Source organism: Sphingomonas sp. Ant20 (assembly GCF_000783375.1).
GTDB lineage: Bacteria > Pseudomonadota > Alphaproteobacteria > Sphingomonadales > Sphingomonadaceae > Sphingomonas > Sphingomonas aerolata.
Window position 1 is genome coordinate 1 of the sequence record NZ_JRVI01000296.1, and the last position, 16,197, is coordinate 16,197.

The following is a 16,197-nucleotide window of genomic DNA, read 5'->3' on the forward strand; positions in this document are numbered from 1 at the left end:
AAGCGCTCGGTGAACGGATCGACACGGTCACCACCAACTTCAAGGCGGCGGACGCAGCGACCAGCACGCGGATCAGCGATGCGGTCACTGCCCTTTCCGACGCCGATGCGGCAATCGGCAAGCGCGTCGACGCTATCGTGACCGACGTCACCACCAAGGACACCGCCACCCGCGCTGAGATCGGCCGGGTTGAGCTTGCATCGTCGACCCGCGACACAGCGCTCGGACAGCGGATCGACACGGTCACGGCCGACTACCAGTCTGCCAACACTGCCACCAACACCCGGATCACTGACACGCGCGCGCCTTTGCGGATGCCGACCAGGCAATCGGGCAGCGCATTTCGGAGGTGCAGAGCAGCTTCGCGCCTGGTGGTGGAAACCTCATCAGCAACACCGACTTCGTCACGACAGACGGCTGGTCGGAAAACTATAATCCGAGCCGACCTACTTACGGGATCAACATTGCCGGGGACCCCTATCATCCGTCCGGCGAGAACGTTCTTTCGATATTGCAGCTCGGCCGTGTGGGCGGCGGGGACACCTATTTCGACTGGATCTCAAGCCCCGTTCCGGTGAGAGCTGGCGATTATGTGCAGTTCTCGGTCATGTGCGCATCGCATCGAGCTAGCACCCAAAGTTACCTCGGGTGGCGCGATCGCGATGGCGCCGTCTTCCTGTACACAGTCGGCAACATTAACACCTCAACGGAGAGCTTAGCTAACGACCCCGCCCTTTTTAAGCGGTCGGGTCAGCTGTCCGTTCAAGTCCCGCCTAACGCCGTTGCGGCCTTCCTGCTCATGCGGAAGCTGGATACCTACGCAGGGCAGGATAACAGCTACGCCTGGTTCTGGCGTCCGTACATCGGCGGTGCTCGTCAGGGCCAAAACGCTTGGAATGATTGGTCATCGGGTAGCGCGCGGGCTGTGCAGGCCGCCACAGCTGCTCGCGTCGCTACCAGCATCGATACCCTGGCCGACGCTGACCGTGCGATCGGGCGACGGATCGACACGGTCAGTGCCGACTATGTCAGCCGGGATAGCACGACAAACGCTCGCGTAGATCAAACGGTGAGCGCGCTGAGCGAGGGTGATCGCGCGCTCGGCATCCGGGTCGATGGCGTAGCGGCCAGCCTAGTGAGCACCGATAGCGCAGTGCGTGCCGAGATCGGCCGGGTCGAGCGGACATCGGTCGATCGAGACACGGCGCTAGGACAACGCAGCGACACGATTACGGCATCGCTCAACGCCGCCAGCGGGCGGCTGTCGACGGTCGAAACCGCGGTAACCGACGGCAGGTTCGCCACGGCGCAGCGTGTCAGCAATCTTGAAGCGCAGGTGTCCGGTTCCGGTGGCGATCTGACGGCAAAGATCGACGAGCGGCTCACCGTTGTCGTCGATCCGAAGATTGGGGCAGTTGCTCAAAGCCTCAGCGATCTGCGCAGCACGTATAACGGTACCGCAGCGACAGTTTCACAGCAGGCCGGCACCATCGCTGATCTTAAGGGACGCACGGCCGCCTACTGGCGCACCACGGCGGTTGCGGGAAACAATCGCGCGCAGATCACGATCAGCGCGGATGCAAACGCTGGGGCCGGTGTCGACATCATCGGCGACGTGTCCATTAGCGGGAATCTGCTGGTAGCCGGGTCAGTGATTACCGACCGCATCGCCGTGAATGGCGTGACCAACACGGTCGCGATCGCCGGCATGAGCGGCGGCGTAAGCCCTGAAGACACGGGTGAAACCGGGCGAATTTATATCACTAGCACCGGCGGCACGATGAAGGTCGACGTACAGGCCGATGGCACTCGGACCGGTGGCTCTGGCAACATGCGAGCGCAGCTATTTGCGGCATACAACGGAACTGAGCTGGCTCTCTCCCGCGAAGTGGCATTCTCGCCATCAAATACGGCGGTTCCTGTCGGCTTCTTCCAGATCATCCAATTTCCGGCGGGGACGGCCGTGCAGTTTTTCCTCCGCTTCTTCGTCACCACCACAAACACGACGTGGACCTATACCAGTGCCGCAATCGCGGTGACTGAGTTCAAGCGCTAGTCCCGGAGCTTCATCATGGAACATTGGATCATCTATGACCTTGCGTCAGGCGAGGAGCTTTGGCGTGGCGGCGGGTCAGTCGGATCTGCCGCGCAGCAGCAGTTCTCTGAAGGCATGGGCATGGTCATGGTGCCGGCACAGGTCGTGCGCGCGCCCACCCTTGATCTCGACGCCCTGCGTGCAGCAAGCGCCGTGAAGATCGATGACGAAGCCGAACTTATCCGCCAGCGCATTCTGACGCCCGGCGCCGGGCAGGCGATGACGTACCAGCGCAAGGAAGCCGAAGCGCGCGCGTGGTCCCTCGACAACGACACCACCACGCCGTTCCTGTCTGCCGAGGCCGGCGCGCGCGAAATGACGATCGCCAACCTCGCGGCCGAGGTCATCCAGCTCGCCGACGCATGGGTGGCGATCGGTGCGGCGATCGAGGGGCTGCGCATGGGTGCCAAGGCCGAGGTCGGTCGCGCTGCGAACCTCGGCGCGATTGTGGCTGCCGGCAAGGTCGATTGGTCCGCCCTCAATGGCTGAGCGCTTCTGGCTCGGCCTACGGCAGCTGCTCGTTGCGGTTGACCAGCTCGTCTACATCCTGATCGCCGTGCCGATCTATGTTGTGGCGGGTGGGGCCACCCCATCGGCTGACGAGACGATCTCTAGCCGCGTCGGCCGTGCGGCCATCAAGGGGCATCGCTGGGGGCTCGTCCTCGAGGCGATCATCGACCGGCTCTTCATCCTGCTCGGCGCAAGTCCGGACCACTGCCGGCGCAATGTCGAGACCGCCTTCCTGGGCCGCGCGCCCAAACCCTGAGGGATCCTATCATGACCAATAGCAGCTTCGCGGCCCAGGCGGTCGCGAATGGCCCCCGCACGATCGCGCAACCCAGCTTCGAAGGCATGGGCTGGCTCGTCGTCGTCAACCTCGCCGTCATGACGATCGGAACGCTCGTCGGACTCATGGTGGTTATGAAGCTTGTCGGAGACGGCTGGAAGCATCGCCACCTTGATACCTGGCTGTCGCCAGCTTGGATCTACCGTGCGCTCGGTATCCTATTTGCCTGCGCCATCACGATCCGCTGCGGTGCCGAGGCGTTGACGCTCTGGGGCTATGATGCGCGCGATCCCGTAACGTCCGGCTTCTACGCGACGGTAAAGCGGCTGTTCGATCCGTTCGCGGTCACCTTCGGCCTCTCGGGCCTGGCGCTCTACGTCTGTTCGGAGCCCGGCATGATCGAGCAGCAGCGCAAGGAACCCTTCGCGATCGACATGTGGCTGGCGTGGCCGTTGATCCGACGAATGCTTTGGCTCGGCTTCGGGACCTTCGTGGCCGCGATCGGCGTGGTGTCGACGCGATGATCAGCACCGGGGGCATCGTCAAGGGGGGCGCAACGATGGCGGCTATTCTACCTGTCGCCGCAACAGCGATGGCTCAAAGGGGCGCGACGGTTGCTACGTCGCAGCCGATCGTACTGCACTTCCTCGGCTACCCGTTCGAGGCTGCGGGCATGATCGCCGCGGTCTTCGCGTGCGGCGCGGCACGTTTCTGGATCGGTGCCGCGCAGTCGGTTCGCAAGGAACACCGCTGGAGCCTTGATATCCCGGTATCGGGAATTGCTCTCGCCTTCTCGATCGCGATCGTGATCTCGCAGCGGCCGGAGCCGCTCGGCGGCCTGATGTACGGTGCCGGGCTGGGCATGCTCGGCGAGGGCATTTTCAAGATTGCCGAGAACTACCTGAAGAAAGCCGGCACGGTGTTCGGGATCGATACCGACAAGACAGGTTAACGGCCCGCCCAACCGGGAGGGGCATGGCGGGCCGACCAGGGCACGGTGGGTGTGGACCCTGGCGCTTCGCCAACGAGCGCCCCGACTGATCGCCTCACATCGAAGGAAATAAACATGACGACGGCATCAACGCCGGCGTGGCTTCTGGCTGCGCGGGCAAAGCTTGGCACGCGCGAAATCGTCGGGCCGACGCACAACAACAAGCTGATCGCTTTCCTGAACACGGCCAGCAAGTGGAATGGCGTCATCTGGAAAAACGACGAGATGCCGTGGTGCGGCGGTTTCGTCGCGGCATGCCTCGTCGCGGTCGGTGTGCAGCCGGTCAAGATCGCCGCGCGAGCGAAGAGCTGGGCGTCCTGGGGCAGCAGACTGCGGCCTGAGCGCCTCGCCCCCGGCGCGGTCCTCGTCTTCGATCGTGCAGGCGGTGGCCATGTCGGTTTCTACGTCGGCGAGGACGCGACCGCCTACCATGTTCTTGGCGGCAATCAGAGCAACGCCGTCACGGTGACCCGGATCGCAAAGGGCCGGCTCACCGCGTCGCGCTGGCCCGCAGGCGTGCCGGTTATTGGCGGTCCGGTGCAGATGGCGACGACTGCCGGCCTGAAGCTGTCGAGCAACGAAGCATGACGCGCCTGCTGTCACCGATCCTCGCGGACTACGGCACCGACATGGTCGCGTTCTGGTGTCCGGGTTGCAATAGCAACCACCCGATCCGCGTCGCGCCTCACCAAACCTCCGCATCCTGGGGGTACAACGGCAATCCGGCAGCGCCGACATTCACGCCGTCGGTGTTGTTTCGATCGGGCCACCATATCCCAAGCCAAGAGGGAAAGCGGTGCTGGTGCGACTATAATCGCGAGCGTGTTGAGGCGGGCAAAGAGCCGTCCGGCTTTACCTGCGACGTCTGCCATTCATTCGTCACCGACGGCAAGATCCAGTTCCTCGGCGACTGTACACACGCGCTCGCCGGCCTGACCGTCGACTTGCCGGAATGGCCCAAGTGACGCTCGCGGGGGGCTTCGCCCTGCTGCGGCGTTTCTGGTGGGCAGTACCGATGATCGGCCTGCTCGCTGGGCTTCTGCTCACCCGGGAAACGCTCGCCGACCGCACCGCCACGCTGAAGGCCGAGCGGGCGGCGTGGAGCGCCGAGATCGCGAAGGCCGAGCAGCTGCGCGCCGCGGCGGAAACGCGCTTCGCCGTCCAGCAAACCACGGCGCTGACGACCTTCGCCGACCGCCTCGCGAGTCGCGAACCCATCATCCTTCGATCCACTGACACCGTGAGGACCTATGCGCAAACTGCTGCTGGCCGTGCTGCCTGCCTTCCTGCTGACCGCGTGCGCGGCATCGACGCGCTCGACGCTGAACTATTCGCCGACGATCCCGCCGGTGCCAGCCGAGGCGAAGAAGCCGTGCACGGCGACGCGGATGCGCCGGCAACCGGACGGTAGCGCCAACAGCGCAGACACCGAGTGGTCGCTGCGCGACGCGCGCGCCGACCTCGCGCTCTGCGACGCGCGGCGCGCCCTCGCGGTTGACGCCTGGCCGCACTGACGCGCCGCTTCCCTGCTGAGCGCCCAACCAGCTTTCCTGAATAGGAGTGTCCACGCATGGCCGTGCTGACGAATATTCCAAACAACACGTCTGCGCGCGACTGGCGTGACACCGTGAATGCGCTGATCAAGCGCATCGCGGCGCTTGAGGCGGCTGGCGTCCCGGTGGAGACCCCTGCCCCTGTATTCACGACGCAGCCTAGCATCAGCCCGACCAGCGGTACCGCGGGCTCAACGGTGTACGCTGCGACGCCTGGTGCCGTCAGCAACGGCGCTGTCGTGTCCCGCGCATGGCTGCTGAATGGCACCGCCATCAGCACTGGCGTGACAGCCTTCCCGGCGTCGTCTGGTACGCTCGCCTATCAAGAGACGGCGTCAGGCCCAGGCGGTACGACGACGTCTACGGTTCAGGTGGCGGCAGTAACCGCGGCGACCGTCACCCCGACGCCGGCGCCGTCCTTCACTTCGCAGCCGAGCATCAGCCCGAACACCGGCACCGCAGGCACCACGACCTTCACGGCGACCGCGGGCAACGTCAGCAATGGGTCGATCACGGCGCGGTCGTGGACCATCAACGGAACGGTGATCAGTACCGGCATCACCGCGGCCCCGGCATCGTCTGGTACCCTGACCTACCAGGAGACCGCGACCGGAGCCGGCGGCACCACGCAGTCGACCGTGCAGCAGGTGACCGTTGCAACCGCAGCCGCGGCGGCTCCGGCCTTCACGACCCAGCCGACGATCAGCCCTTCGACTGGCACGGCGGGGACGACGACTTACACCGCAACGCCAGGTGCCGTGTCGAACGGCACGATCACGTCACGTGCCTGGGCCTTGAACGGTTCGACGATCAGCACCGGGCTGACCGCTGCCCCTGCTTCCACTGGCACGCTGACGTATCAGGAATTCGCGACAGGCTCGGGCGGCAGCGCTCAATCTACGGCGCAGCAGGCGACCGTCGCGGCGGCTGCGGTTACACCCGCCCCCTCGTTCACTAGTCAGCCGACCGTCAGCCCGGGCACCGGTCCGTCCGGCGCCACCTTCACCGCAACGCCTGGCACTGTGACGAATGGCACGATCGCCTCGCGCGTCTGGTCGCTGAACGGGACTGTGATCAGCACTGCTCTCACGGCGACGCCCGCGTCTGCCGGCACTCTGACCTACCGCGAAACCGCGAGCGGTTCGAATGGCACCACGCAGTCGACGGTGGTGTCCGTCACGGTATCGGCAGTTGCGCCTACTCTCACGCTTTCACCGACCTCTCGCTCGATCGCAGCAAACGCAGCCTCGGGCACGCTAGTATCGAACATCTCGAACGTCCCGGCTGGTGTGACCCCTTCCGTTACCCCGAACGACGGCCGTTTGGTCATTGCAGGCGACGCATCGGCAGGCTGGAAGGTTGTCGTGGGCATGTCCGCGCTGTCGGCCGGCACGGTCAATTTCTCTGTCGCGGCAACCGGGGCCAACGGGGCAAGCGGTGTGCTGACGATCACGGCTGCCGCAGCCGTAGAGAAGGTGCAGGTCGCCCGACGCACGTTCCCCGCGAACGGGATGAACGCTGCCTACACCCGGCAGAACATCCGCCACTATGAGCCATCAGCATCCAGTGATCTAATCTCGGGGAAGTGGCGTATCGTCGTTCCCAATTTCTATACAAACCAAGGGCAGGGTGGGATTGATCAGGGCATTGGCGCAGCTGTAGTCACAGCAGCTATCGAGTATCCTGCAGGCACGTTCACGCAGGTTACGTTTGGCGGCTCGACGGTGCTAAATCAGCCTAGCGGGGAGGCGGGCACCGAAAGCGATCCGATTGCCTTGGGTATTCCGCAAGCGGCAGCGCGTTATATCCGCATCCATCGGCAGTGCGCCGGCGGTATTCTCATCTCTAACTACACCAGCGGTCCGGTGGCGGGCAACACCGAGCTGGGCGATGATACGCTTACTGACAAGACGATGGGCGGCACGGTCGCTCAGACGCTAACCAACCAGTATTGGGCGCCTATCGCCATCGTGCAGGATGCCGACGTAACAACGAATCCCCGCACTGTGGCGATCTTCGGCGACAGCAAGGCGCACGGCGCAAACATCCTCGGCGTCAACCCAGGCGGCGGCGAAATCTACCCGATCCTGGTGAAGAGCGGAGCGCCGCTTACCGGCATTCTCCAGCTTGCTGTGTCGGGCTCACAGATGCAGGATTTCGTCGCGGGCAATGGCGCCAAGCGCTTGGAAATCGCGAAGCGGTACGCGAAAAACTTCATCTTACAGTGGGGCATCAACGACAAGAATACCGGCCGCAGCAGCGGGCAGATGATCGCCGACCGTCAAACGATCATGGCAATGTTCCCCGACCAGACACGCGTGTGGAATTCGACAGTTGGTGTCGGCAATGTCTCGGGGACTTATGCCTCATACGCAGCACAGAATGTCCCCGCCAATGACGCCCAGCGTGTTGCCCTTAACACCTGGGTCCGCTCGCTGCCGCGTTTCATGGAGATTGCCAAGTGGTACGAGGACGGAGATGACACTGGGCGATGGCTCTCGCCCTCTCCGCAGTTCGGCGTAGCGACTACCGGTAATCTCTGCACTGACGGCACCCACGCAGCCAATACCCTGATGCAGCAGTTGATCGTCGCCAACGGCACGTTCGATCTCGATGCGATCACCAAGGCATGACCCAACCCGGCCTCACCAGACGCTTTTCCCGAAGCAATCTTCGCACGCCTTCTGGCCGCTGTCGCAGTGTGCTCCGCAGTTGTGGCATCTACCTCCGGCGGGGTGGGTCGATTTCGCGCGCACCGCTTCGGGGCTTTCACGGAACCACCATTCCACCGCTCGCCGCGGTGCATGAAAAAGCCAAGAGAGCATTGCGTTTCCTTGCTGTGGTGGAAGCTCATAGCACTACGCCCAGCGTTAAGCAGCAGGCAACCATGCACTCGGCCTTGTACGCCTACCTCAACAGCTTCGGTGCGGCTGGGTTCTGATCATGACTTCATCCTCCACTAGCATGAAAGGAGCTGACCATGCGTAACAAGCTACGTACCCTGGTCCTCGCTGCGCTCGCGCTGCTCGCCACCCCGGCAGCAGCCCAGACCGAGCACGTCGTCACCGGCGCGAACCCGCCAGCCCAGATTGCCGTCTGCGCGGGTGACACTCTGGTCACGAAGAAGCCAATGGGCCGCGAGCTACTGGCGAACGGCTCGCGCGCGGCCGGCTGGAAGGGATGGAACGATCGAGCCCGATCAAACGCGGCGGGCAACTGGTTCGAGACGGTCGGTGCCACTCGGCTCCGGTTCGTCGAACTGGTCCAGGGCAAGGGCTGGGTCTATGCTCCGGTCGACGCGAAACCATGCGTTGCGCCAGCTGCGCCCGAAGCGCCGGCCGGGCTCGCTCAGCCGTTGTTCGGCGCAAACCTTTCGGGCGCCGAGGCCAGTGGCGGTGACGCGATCCGGCCGACGATCGATGACTGGAAGGGGTATATTGAGCGCCACGGCTTCGGCTTGATCCGCTACCCGTTCAAGGATGACCGCATGACGCCGGCGCGCATCGCCGAGCTGAAGATCAATGTGGCCTATGCAGGCAGCATGGGTGTGCCTGTCATCCTCGACAACCACACCTATCGCTGGGATGCGCCGCCCAAGTCGATCGCGTTCTGGACCGGTTTCGCGCGCAACTTCCCTGACGACGGCTCGGTGTTGCTAGATCTGGTCAATGAGCCGCGCGGTTTCGACGACCCGGTGATGACGAACGATTGGGACCAGTGGGCACGCGATAGCAACCTGATCATTGCAGGGCTTCGCGCCAACGGGATCCGCCACCCGATCTTACTCGAATATCCTGGGTGGTCCGCGACGTTCCGCTTCGACAAGGGCGAGGGGCCGAAGAAAGCCACGGAGAGCGCGGGCACGGCCCTCGATCGCGCCGGCGGTCTGAAAGACCCGCTCGGGCTGACGTTCATCAACGGTCACCGGTATTTCGACCGCGGCTCGAGCGGTACGAACAAGGAATGCGAGGCCAAGACCAGCGGCTTCGTCGAGTTCGCCGCGCAGCTCCGCAAGCGTGGCCTGAAGGCCTACATCACCGAGAGCGCGTTCGGCTCGCACTATGGCGTGAACGCATCGTGCGCCGCGGTCGGTGCCGAGGCGATCGCCGCACTGCGGGCGAACAGCGACGTTCTGCTCGGCATCACCTGGTGGGGTGGTGGCCGCGTCTGGCCGGAGAGCTACATCTACAAGATCGACCCGCCCAAGGCCGCGCGCTTCACGGCTACCACCTCGGGTTATGTCGAGCGGCTGACGGGTCGCCGATAGTCCAGCATGAAAGGAGGTGACGCCCATGACCGGGTGCACCGAGTTTCGCCAGTCCGGCCCTTGCCTGATAGCATGGCAAGGGCAGACTCCCGTCGCGCAGATCGCGTGGGATGCCGCTGAGAGCGGCTGGTACATCAACTTCTTATCTGTCGAGCAACCCCAGCTACTTGCGCCGCTTCTGTCGAAATTCCGGAAGCTATGGCGCCGCAGCGGCAAGCCGACCCTCAGTTTCCACGCATCCCCCGATAATCAGGTCATCGGGAGGCTTATAGGGATCCTCGGAGCCGAGTGCTCTGCGGGCCTCTATACCATTTTCGACCTGGATCACTCTACCGAAGGAAATCACCATGGGTGACAAGGAACATCGCGCATACAAGAAGCTCTCGGCCAAGGGTAAGACCGAGTACGGCCGCGATCGGGCGAAGGACGCGGATGCCAATGGCGGCACGTTCAATGCCACCCTCGAGAAGCTCTACGCGGGCCATTACAACGCGATGTAACTACGGCGCCCGGTTCGAAAGGGCCGGGCGCTCTGTCGACATAGCTTGCATCTGCGAACCGGGTTCACGATTGCCCACCGCAGGCGTGCATGGCATATCTTCACCGCCGCTCTGAGCTTAGCCGTGAAGACTGGCCCGCGCGCGCGGATGAACGCAGGCACCGGCTCGCCGGGTGGCCTGCACAATACAAGACCCTTCGGGGAAATATGCAGGGCGTAGTTCCCTGTGTTCCTGCGCGGCTAACCACCTGGTCCGTCCGGTAGGTTGGCCGCGCAGCGATCCTCTTTCCAGTTTCGCGACGATCGTCGCACCATCCATCCCGCGGCCGACCGGCCGGGGCTCCGCCGATCGCGTCGATCGGCGGCCATCATGGCGCGCGTAGCCCGTGCCTCGTCATGAAGGTCACATCTCTACCATGCATGCTTCCATCACCGCTCGCCCGCCCGCCCCGTACATGGGGGGCAAGCGCAACCTCGCGACGCGCCTTTGCGCACTGATCGATGCCACCCCGCACAAGGCCTATATCGAGCCCTTCGTCGGCATGGGCGGCGTGTTCCTTCGCCGGTCGCGTCGGCCGAACGTTGAGATCATCAATGACCTGTCTGGCGACGTCGCCAACCTGTTCCGCGTTGTACGCCGGCATTACGAGCCGTTCGTCCAGGAGCTGCGCTGGCTGATCGCCAGCCGGGCCGAATTCGATCGGCAGAAGGCGATCGACCCGAACACGCTGACCGACATCGAGCGCGCCGTCCGCTTCCTTTACCTTCAGCGCCTGGCGTTCGGAGGCAAGATTGTAGGCCGGAACTACGGCGTGAAGGCACGCGACGGCTCACGGTTCAACCTGGGCAAGCTGCGCGCCGAGCTGAAGCTGCTTAGCCGGCGCCTCGAGCCCGTCCAGATCGAGCAGCTTGGCTACGCCGATGTCATCCGCCGGTACGATCATGCCGACGCGCTGTTCTATCTCGATCCGCCCTATGACGAGACCACCGGCTACGGCACCGGCTTCGGCCGCAACGACTATGTCGCGATGGCCGCGCAGCTCGCGACGATCGCCGGCAGCTTCATCATGTCGATCAACGACACGCCGTTCATCCGCGAGACCTTCGCCGCTTTCGAGATCCAGGAAGTCGAGACGACCTGGACGATCAGCATGAAGGCGACGGGTGCCGGCGCCAAGGTCACCGAGCTGATCATCCGCACCAGGTCGGTTTAACCGACTTCGTGCTTTGACCCGGAAAACTCCGGGCCCCGTGCTTTCGAAGAGCTATTCGATCGCCGGCGCCGGGGTATCGACTACCTAAAACCGGGGTATGGCGGCGCCAAAAGGCGCGGAAAACCGTGGTAGCGGCGGAGGGCACCTCCGCCGCTAGCACGTTACAGCCTGACCTTCCGGCCCCCGCTAATGTTGATTGTCATCGACGCGGCAGTGTCGGAGCCTTCGTGTAGCACGCCTTCGCCGATGAGATGGCCAATCCGCATGAGCAAGCGATGGGCCAGGGTCCGAAGCTTCAAGCAGGCCTCCATCGCCTGATCGATATTGCTTCGATCGAGTTTCTGGGTTCGGCGATAGTCGTAACTGGTGGGCTGGCTATCCGCATCGAGTCCCCACGATGCGTGCACGACGATATGACGTAGCTCATGGCCTTGATCGCGCGCTTCGTCGAGCTGCTTGACCAGATCGTGAAGCTCTTGATCGAGGTCAGCACTAGCCGTCATCAGACGGCTGCAAATTTGCACAAATTGCATGCCTTCAAGCCGAATCCATTCAGCATGAGACTTCCGTTCCAAATTCTTAAGAGCAACCGTCGCCATTGACTTGGCCTGTGCCTCTAAGACGGCGGTCATCCCAAGCTTCGACAAGTCTAAATCCGTTAGCGGCAGCCACTCCATGATCTGTGGCCGCCAGGAATTGGCTTCAGTCATCTCGCTCCCCCGAATCGCCGTCTCGATGCTGACAACAATCATCCGAGGAACTGATATGCTGACCAACGCCGCGGTGAAAGCCGCGCGGCCGCGCGCGGCCGCCTACAAGCTGTTCGACCAGGGCGGCCTGCACCTTTACGTTGCGCCAACCGGCCGGAAGTCTTTCCGGATGAAGTTTCGCCTCGGCGGCAAAGAGCAGCTGCTGACGATCGGCGCCGTTCCTGAAGTGTCGCTGGATGCGGCTCGGGCTCGTTGCGACCAGGCACGCGAGCAACTCGGCCGCGGCGTGGACCCGCGCACGAGTGATGCCGCCCCGGCAGGCCGGGCTCGTGCTTTCGAGCACGTCGCGCGCCAATGGCATGCGCACAAGCGCCGGCGCTGGACGGACGTTCACGCGGCCGACGTCCTTGCCAGCCTCGAGCGCGACGTATTCCCGGCGATCGGCGCAATGCCGATCGGCGCGGTAACCGTTCCGGTCATCCTCAACGCGCTGCGCGGCATCGAGGAGCGCGGCAGTCTCGAGACGGCGCGTCGCGTGCGCCAGCGGATCTCGGCTGTATTTGCCTATGCGATGGCTGAGGACCTGGTCGATCAGGATCCGGCCGCGATCGTCAGCCGGGCGCTCACCCCGCCGGCGCCGGCGCAGCATCATCCAGCGCTCCTCGAGATCGAGGATGCTCGCGCGCTACTCGCCGCGGCCGAGCTGGTCGACGTCGCGCCGGTCGTGAAGTTCGCGTCGCGGTTCCTAGCGCTCACCGCGGTCCGATATGCCGCGGCGCGCGGCGCGCGCTGGGAAGAGATCGAGGATCTTGATGGGCCGGCGCCGGTGTGGCGCGTGCCGGCCGCGCGCATGAAGCTCGCCGCGGCGAAGAAGCTCGATGCCAAGAACGATCACCTGGTGCCGCTGTCGCGCCAGGCGGTCGCGCTTATGCATCAGGTCCGCGAGATTATGCATCGTGACGATGCAAATTTGCATGGTCTAATCTTCGAGCGGGCGCACGGCGCCCCGATCGGGGAGAAGGCGATCGGCGCGCTCTATGAGCGTGCCGGTTTCGCGGGCCGCCATGTTCCGCACGGCTGGCGCGCGACGTTCTCGACCGTGATGAATGAGAGAGGGCAGGGGGCAGACCGCGACGTGATCGATCGCGCGCTCGCTCATTCGCCGAAGGACAAGGTCGAGGCTGCGTACAATCGCAGCGAGCAGCTTCAGCGACGGCGCGCGCTGTTCCAAGAGTGGGCGGATCTGTTGGTCGGGATCTGAAGGGCGCCGCATGCGCGACGCCGAATTAAGCCACGGATTTTCGTTTCACTCCCCCACCGACAGCCCGGGGCGGCGCAAGCCGCCTCGCTCCGACAGCCGGGTCTTGGCGGTCGGGTCCTTGAGGCATGCCGTTTCGGCTCTGGGGGAATATCAAATCAACGCCGGCTCCGCGTTCAGCGGAGACGTTCCTTATTCCTCATGTCTGAATGCAGGATAGAGCACATTTCATGTACTCGCGTTGTTGAACGAAGAAGCTGCGCTCGCGAGGGCTTCACGCAACGGCGCGTACTGAACCTCTCGCGGCGCATCGGGCGCCAAGGCGGCAGGGACGGCCCCCAAGCGACGAAGCTTCGCCACCAAGATCTGCATGTACCGCTGCCAGGTATGGGGCTCCATGCTGCGCCGGTGGTCGAAGAAATAGGCGTTGGACGTCTGCTCGCGCTGGGGGGCGAACTCGCCTTCGTTGTTCGTCCGGATGCTCCGGCGAACCCAATCGATGAAGCCGCGGGCCTTCAGACGCGCGACAGCCTCGATCGCCGCATTCCGGCTGCAGACCGCCCATTCCGCGATCGTCTGGTAGGACGGGAACAGCGCCCCGGTGGCGTGATCGATCCGCTCGAGCAGCGCCTCGAGGACGGTGATGTCGATGCGGGTGAGCCTCACGTCGGCGCGCGCGATCGTCGCGTCCAGCCGCTCGATCTCGTGTCGGATCGTCGCTGGTCGACCGATCGGGGCCTGCCCCTGCGCGATGAGCGCCGCCAGCTCGGCCGCGAGCGCATCACGCTGCTCGCGGATCTCGCGGAGGCGACGGTTGGGCAAGCGCTCCCAATCTGTCCGGCGCTGCTCCTTGGCGGTTTTGATAAGGGCCTCACGGTGGATCACGCCTTGCGCATGCGATCCGTCACCGACCTTTTTCCAAGGCTGAGCCCGCTTGTCGTCGACGTCGTAGCTGTTGCGTCGCGGGACCTTGCGACCCTCGCCATGATCCGGACCGCGAACCTTCTCGGCGAATCGCGCGCCAGCTCCGCGGATCAGATTGCGGACAGCCTGCGCGGTCGGCGCGCTACCGTTCCGCGCGCTCACAGCGCGATCCTCGTCAGAGGTGCCGTGGTCCCTCGATCAGCTGGGCAGGCTCCATCTGGCCCACCGACACTAGGTCGGCCCATTCCTGCGCGAGCTGCCGGCGACGCGGCATGTACGCATAACGATTGTAGATCGACTCCACGCTGCCGGCGACGTGCGCCAGCATCAGGTCGATGACTTCGCGGTCGCCTGGCGCCCCTCCTCGGCCGCAAGCCGGTTCAGCACCGTCGAAAACGTCGCGCGCCAACCGTGCGGCAGATGGATTCCCGCGTAACCCGCTTCCCGGTAAAGCTTGCTGATCGTGCTGTCGCTGATTGGCCGGTTCGCAAATCGAACCGATCGGAAGATCAGACCCGTCGTGCCAGTGAAGTCGATCGCAACTTTCACGACCTCGACCGCCTGATGCGACAGGGGCACGATGAATTCGTACGAAGGGTCCGCGCGCCGGTCCTGCGCCAACTTCATCTTCGCGGCCGGGATGCGCCAGATCGGCGAATCGCCGTTCAGATCCTCGAACTCGTGAACCTCCGCGAGGCGCAAGACGCCCGATCGGACCGCCGTCAGCGCCAGCAGGCGCGACGCCAATCGAGTGAGCGGATAGGCCGGTCGCGCCTCGACGACCTTCAGCAGCTCGCGCGCTTCCGCGACCGTCTGCACCGCAGGATAATGGCCGTGCCGAATCGGGGAGAGGGCTTTGCCCATCTCGGCGGCCGGATTGTTCGTAGCGATCGCGCTGGCGATCGCATGCACGAAGATGTCCGAGATCCGCTGCCGCGCGCGATGCGCCACGTCGGCCGAGCCGCGCGACTCGATCTTCCGAAGCAACGCCACAATTTGCGGTGACGTGATCTGCGCGATCGGCAACTTGCCGATCGCCGGAAAGACGTCGTTCTCCAGCGTCCGCAGCACATGCTTTGCATGTCTCGGCTTGAACAGCTTCGACTGGTTGGCATGCCACGACAGGGCGACCGACTTGAACGTGTGCTCCCCCTGAGCAGCGGCCTGCGCAGCCTGCAGCACGCGATCGATCGACGGATCCACGCCAGTGCGAAGCAAGGCCGCGGCCTTCTCTCTCGCGATTCGCGCCTTCTTCAGCGACACGTCCGGATAGAGCCCGAAGGTCAGTCGCTTTTCCTTGCCGTGGATGCGATATTTCCACCGCCAGGACCGCGCACCGGACTTCAGGATCTCGAGATAAAGGCCGTGCCCGTCGAATAGCTTCGACTTGCCGTCGATCGGCGGAGCCTTGCACTGCAAGTCGGTTAGCAAGCGATGCCCCCCGATTCGAAAAACCGTGCCCCCATAATGCCCCCGAATGCCCCAGCCAGTTAAGGCGGCTTATGACGGCTTCTGGCGGCAACGCAAACCCCAGAAACCCTTGCATTTCTGCCGTTTTTAAGGGGTTCTGGCGGTCTGTGACGGCTAGGAATGGTGCCGGTTGCAGGAATCGAACCCGCGACATCCAGTTTACAAAACTGGCGCTCTACCAACTGAGCTAAACCGGCAGCGGGCGCCTCATGCGTCAGGTGACGCCGAACGTCCAGCCTTCGGTTGCAGCAATAAGCGAAGTCATCGCCCGAGGACACCAGAAATCGGCATTCTTCGCATTGGCGCGGAGCCAGGCCGCGGTCAGGATCGCGTCGGTCGCATGGTCGTCATAGCGCGCGAGGGGGCGGTGCGGTGCGGAGCCGAGCGCTGCGAGCGCGGCGTCGAGCGTCGCGCGTCGCGCATCTGGCG

Annotated in this window: 19 protein-coding genes, 1 tRNA gene and 1 pseudogene; 14 read left to right on the plus strand and 7 right to left on the minus strand. The window is 64.1% G+C overall.

Translation table 11 applies throughout. The annotated features are described in order from the left end of the window. On the minus strand, positions 1-247 hold a 247-nt coding region (locus tag NI18_RS27575), incomplete at its 3' end, for a hypothetical protein (protein ID WP_037533221.1). A 102-nt stretch (positions 248-349) separates the two neighbouring features. On the opposite strand from NI18_RS27575, the gene NI18_RS20880 reads away from it, so the two are divergent. From NI18_RS20880 to NI18_RS20935, 13 genes are all read left to right on the plus strand, one after another. Then, positions 350-2,056 (plus strand): hypothetical protein, encoded by a 1,707-nt coding sequence (locus tag NI18_RS20880; protein ID WP_128082372.1) that lies wholly within the window; start codon positions 350-352, stop codon positions 2,054-2,056. 15 nt (positions 2,057-2,071) lie between these two features. Then, entirely contained in the window at positions 2,072-2,584 is a 513-nt protein-coding gene (locus NI18_RS22740) for a hypothetical protein (protein ID WP_052149405.1), read from the plus strand. After that, positions 2,577-2,861, plus strand: a complete 285-nt coding sequence (locus NI18_RS20890; protein ID WP_037533226.1) for a hypothetical protein — start codon at positions 2,577-2,579, stop codon at positions 2,859-2,861. The genes NI18_RS22740 and NI18_RS20890 overlap by 8 nt, the downstream gene beginning before the upstream one ends. Positions 2,862-2,872: 11 nt before the next feature. Then, positions 2,873-3,406, plus strand: a complete 534-nt coding sequence (locus NI18_RS20895; protein WP_037533229.1) for a hypothetical protein — start codon at positions 2,873-2,875, stop codon at positions 3,404-3,406. A gap of 149 nt (positions 3,407-3,555) precedes the next feature. After that, entirely contained in the window at positions 3,556-3,834 is a 279-nt protein-coding gene (locus NI18_RS27580; RefSeq protein WP_306286576.1) for a hypothetical protein, read from the plus strand. A gap of 114 nt (positions 3,835-3,948) precedes the next feature. After that, complete coding sequence (locus tag NI18_RS20905) at positions 3,949-4,461, plus strand: TIGR02594 family protein (RefSeq protein ID WP_037533232.1); 513 nt, start codon at positions 3,949-3,951, stop codon at positions 4,459-4,461. Beyond that, positions 4,458-4,838: a DUF6527 family protein gene (locus tag NI18_RS20910; RefSeq protein ID WP_052149407.1), complete on the plus strand. Its 381-nt coding sequence runs from the start codon at positions 4,458-4,460 to the stop codon at positions 4,836-4,838. Before NI18_RS20905 ends, NI18_RS20910 begins: the two co-directional genes overlap by 4 nt. Positions 4,839-4,888: 50 nt before the next feature. Next, positions 4,889-5,284 (plus strand): hypothetical protein, encoded by a 396-nt coding sequence (locus NI18_RS20915; RefSeq protein ID WP_128082373.1) that lies wholly within the window; start codon positions 4,889-4,891, stop codon positions 5,282-5,284. Between the two features lie 159 nt (positions 5,285-5,443). Next, complete coding sequence (locus NI18_RS20920) at positions 5,444-8,059, plus strand: SGNH/GDSL hydrolase family protein (RefSeq protein WP_037533238.1); 2,616 nt, start codon at positions 5,444-5,446, stop codon at positions 8,057-8,059. Between the two features lie 347 nt (positions 8,060-8,406). Continuing rightward, positions 8,407-9,693, plus strand: a complete 1,287-nt coding sequence (locus NI18_RS20925; RefSeq protein ID WP_037533241.1) for a cellulase family glycosylhydrolase — start codon at positions 8,407-8,409, stop codon at positions 9,691-9,693. Between the two features lie 25 nt (positions 9,694-9,718). After that, a complete protein-coding gene (locus NI18_RS20930; protein WP_037533244.1) occupies positions 9,719-10,048 on the plus strand; it encodes a hypothetical protein in 330 nt (109 codons plus the stop codon). After that, positions 10,041-10,193 (plus strand): hypothetical protein, encoded by a 153-nt coding sequence (locus tag NI18_RS25370; RefSeq protein WP_157840595.1) that lies wholly within the window; start codon positions 10,041-10,043, stop codon positions 10,191-10,193. The genes NI18_RS20930 and NI18_RS25370 overlap by 8 nt, the downstream gene beginning before the upstream one ends. 415 nt (positions 10,194-10,608) lie before the next feature. Further along, a complete protein-coding gene (locus NI18_RS20935; RefSeq protein WP_037533247.1) occupies positions 10,609-11,406 on the plus strand; it encodes a DNA adenine methylase in 798 nt (265 codons plus the stop codon). Between the two features lie 161 nt (positions 11,407-11,567). Here the strand turns inward: NI18_RS20935 and NI18_RS20940 are convergent, their stop codons facing one another. Continuing rightward, positions 11,568-12,116, minus strand: coding sequence for a hypothetical protein (locus NI18_RS20940; protein WP_128082374.1), 549 nt, complete (start codon positions 12,114-12,116; stop codon positions 11,568-11,570). A gap of 55 nt (positions 12,117-12,171) precedes the next feature. Here NI18_RS20940 and NI18_RS20945 point away from each other — a divergent pair, with 55 nt between their 5' ends. After that, on the plus strand, positions 12,172-13,377 hold the full coding sequence (locus NI18_RS20945; RefSeq protein ID WP_037533253.1) for an integrase arm-type DNA-binding domain-containing protein: 1,206 nt from the start codon (positions 12,172-12,174) through the stop codon (positions 13,375-13,377). A gap of 225 nt (positions 13,378-13,602) precedes the next feature. On the opposite strand, the gene NI18_RS22745 is transcribed toward NI18_RS20945, so the two are convergent. The 5 genes and pseudogenes from NI18_RS22745 to NI18_RS20965 form a co-directional block, all read right to left on the minus strand. Further along, positions 13,603-14,460, minus strand: a complete 858-nt coding sequence (locus NI18_RS22745; protein WP_052149408.1) for a helix-turn-helix domain-containing protein — start codon at positions 14,458-14,460, stop codon at positions 13,603-13,605. Between the two features lie 13 nt (positions 14,461-14,473). Further along, on the minus strand, positions 14,474-14,626 hold the full coding sequence (locus NI18_RS27585) for a hypothetical protein (protein WP_306286577.1): 153 nt from the start codon (positions 14,624-14,626) through the stop codon (positions 14,474-14,476). Continuing rightward, positions 14,626-15,729 carry an integrase arm-type DNA-binding domain-containing protein gene (locus NI18_RS20955; protein WP_306286578.1) on the minus strand — a complete coding sequence of 368 codons (1,104 nt, stop codon included), beginning with the start codon at positions 15,727-15,729 and terminating at the stop codon, positions 14,626-14,628. Before NI18_RS20955 ends, NI18_RS27585 begins: the two co-directional genes overlap by 1 nt. Before the next feature lie 160 nt (positions 15,730-15,889). Next, positions 15,890-15,965 (minus strand) — tRNA-Thr (locus tag NI18_RS20960). Between the two features lie 17 nt (positions 15,966-15,982). Then, positions 15,983-16,197: pseudogene (locus NI18_RS20965) on the minus strand (hypothetical protein); the annotation flags it as partial.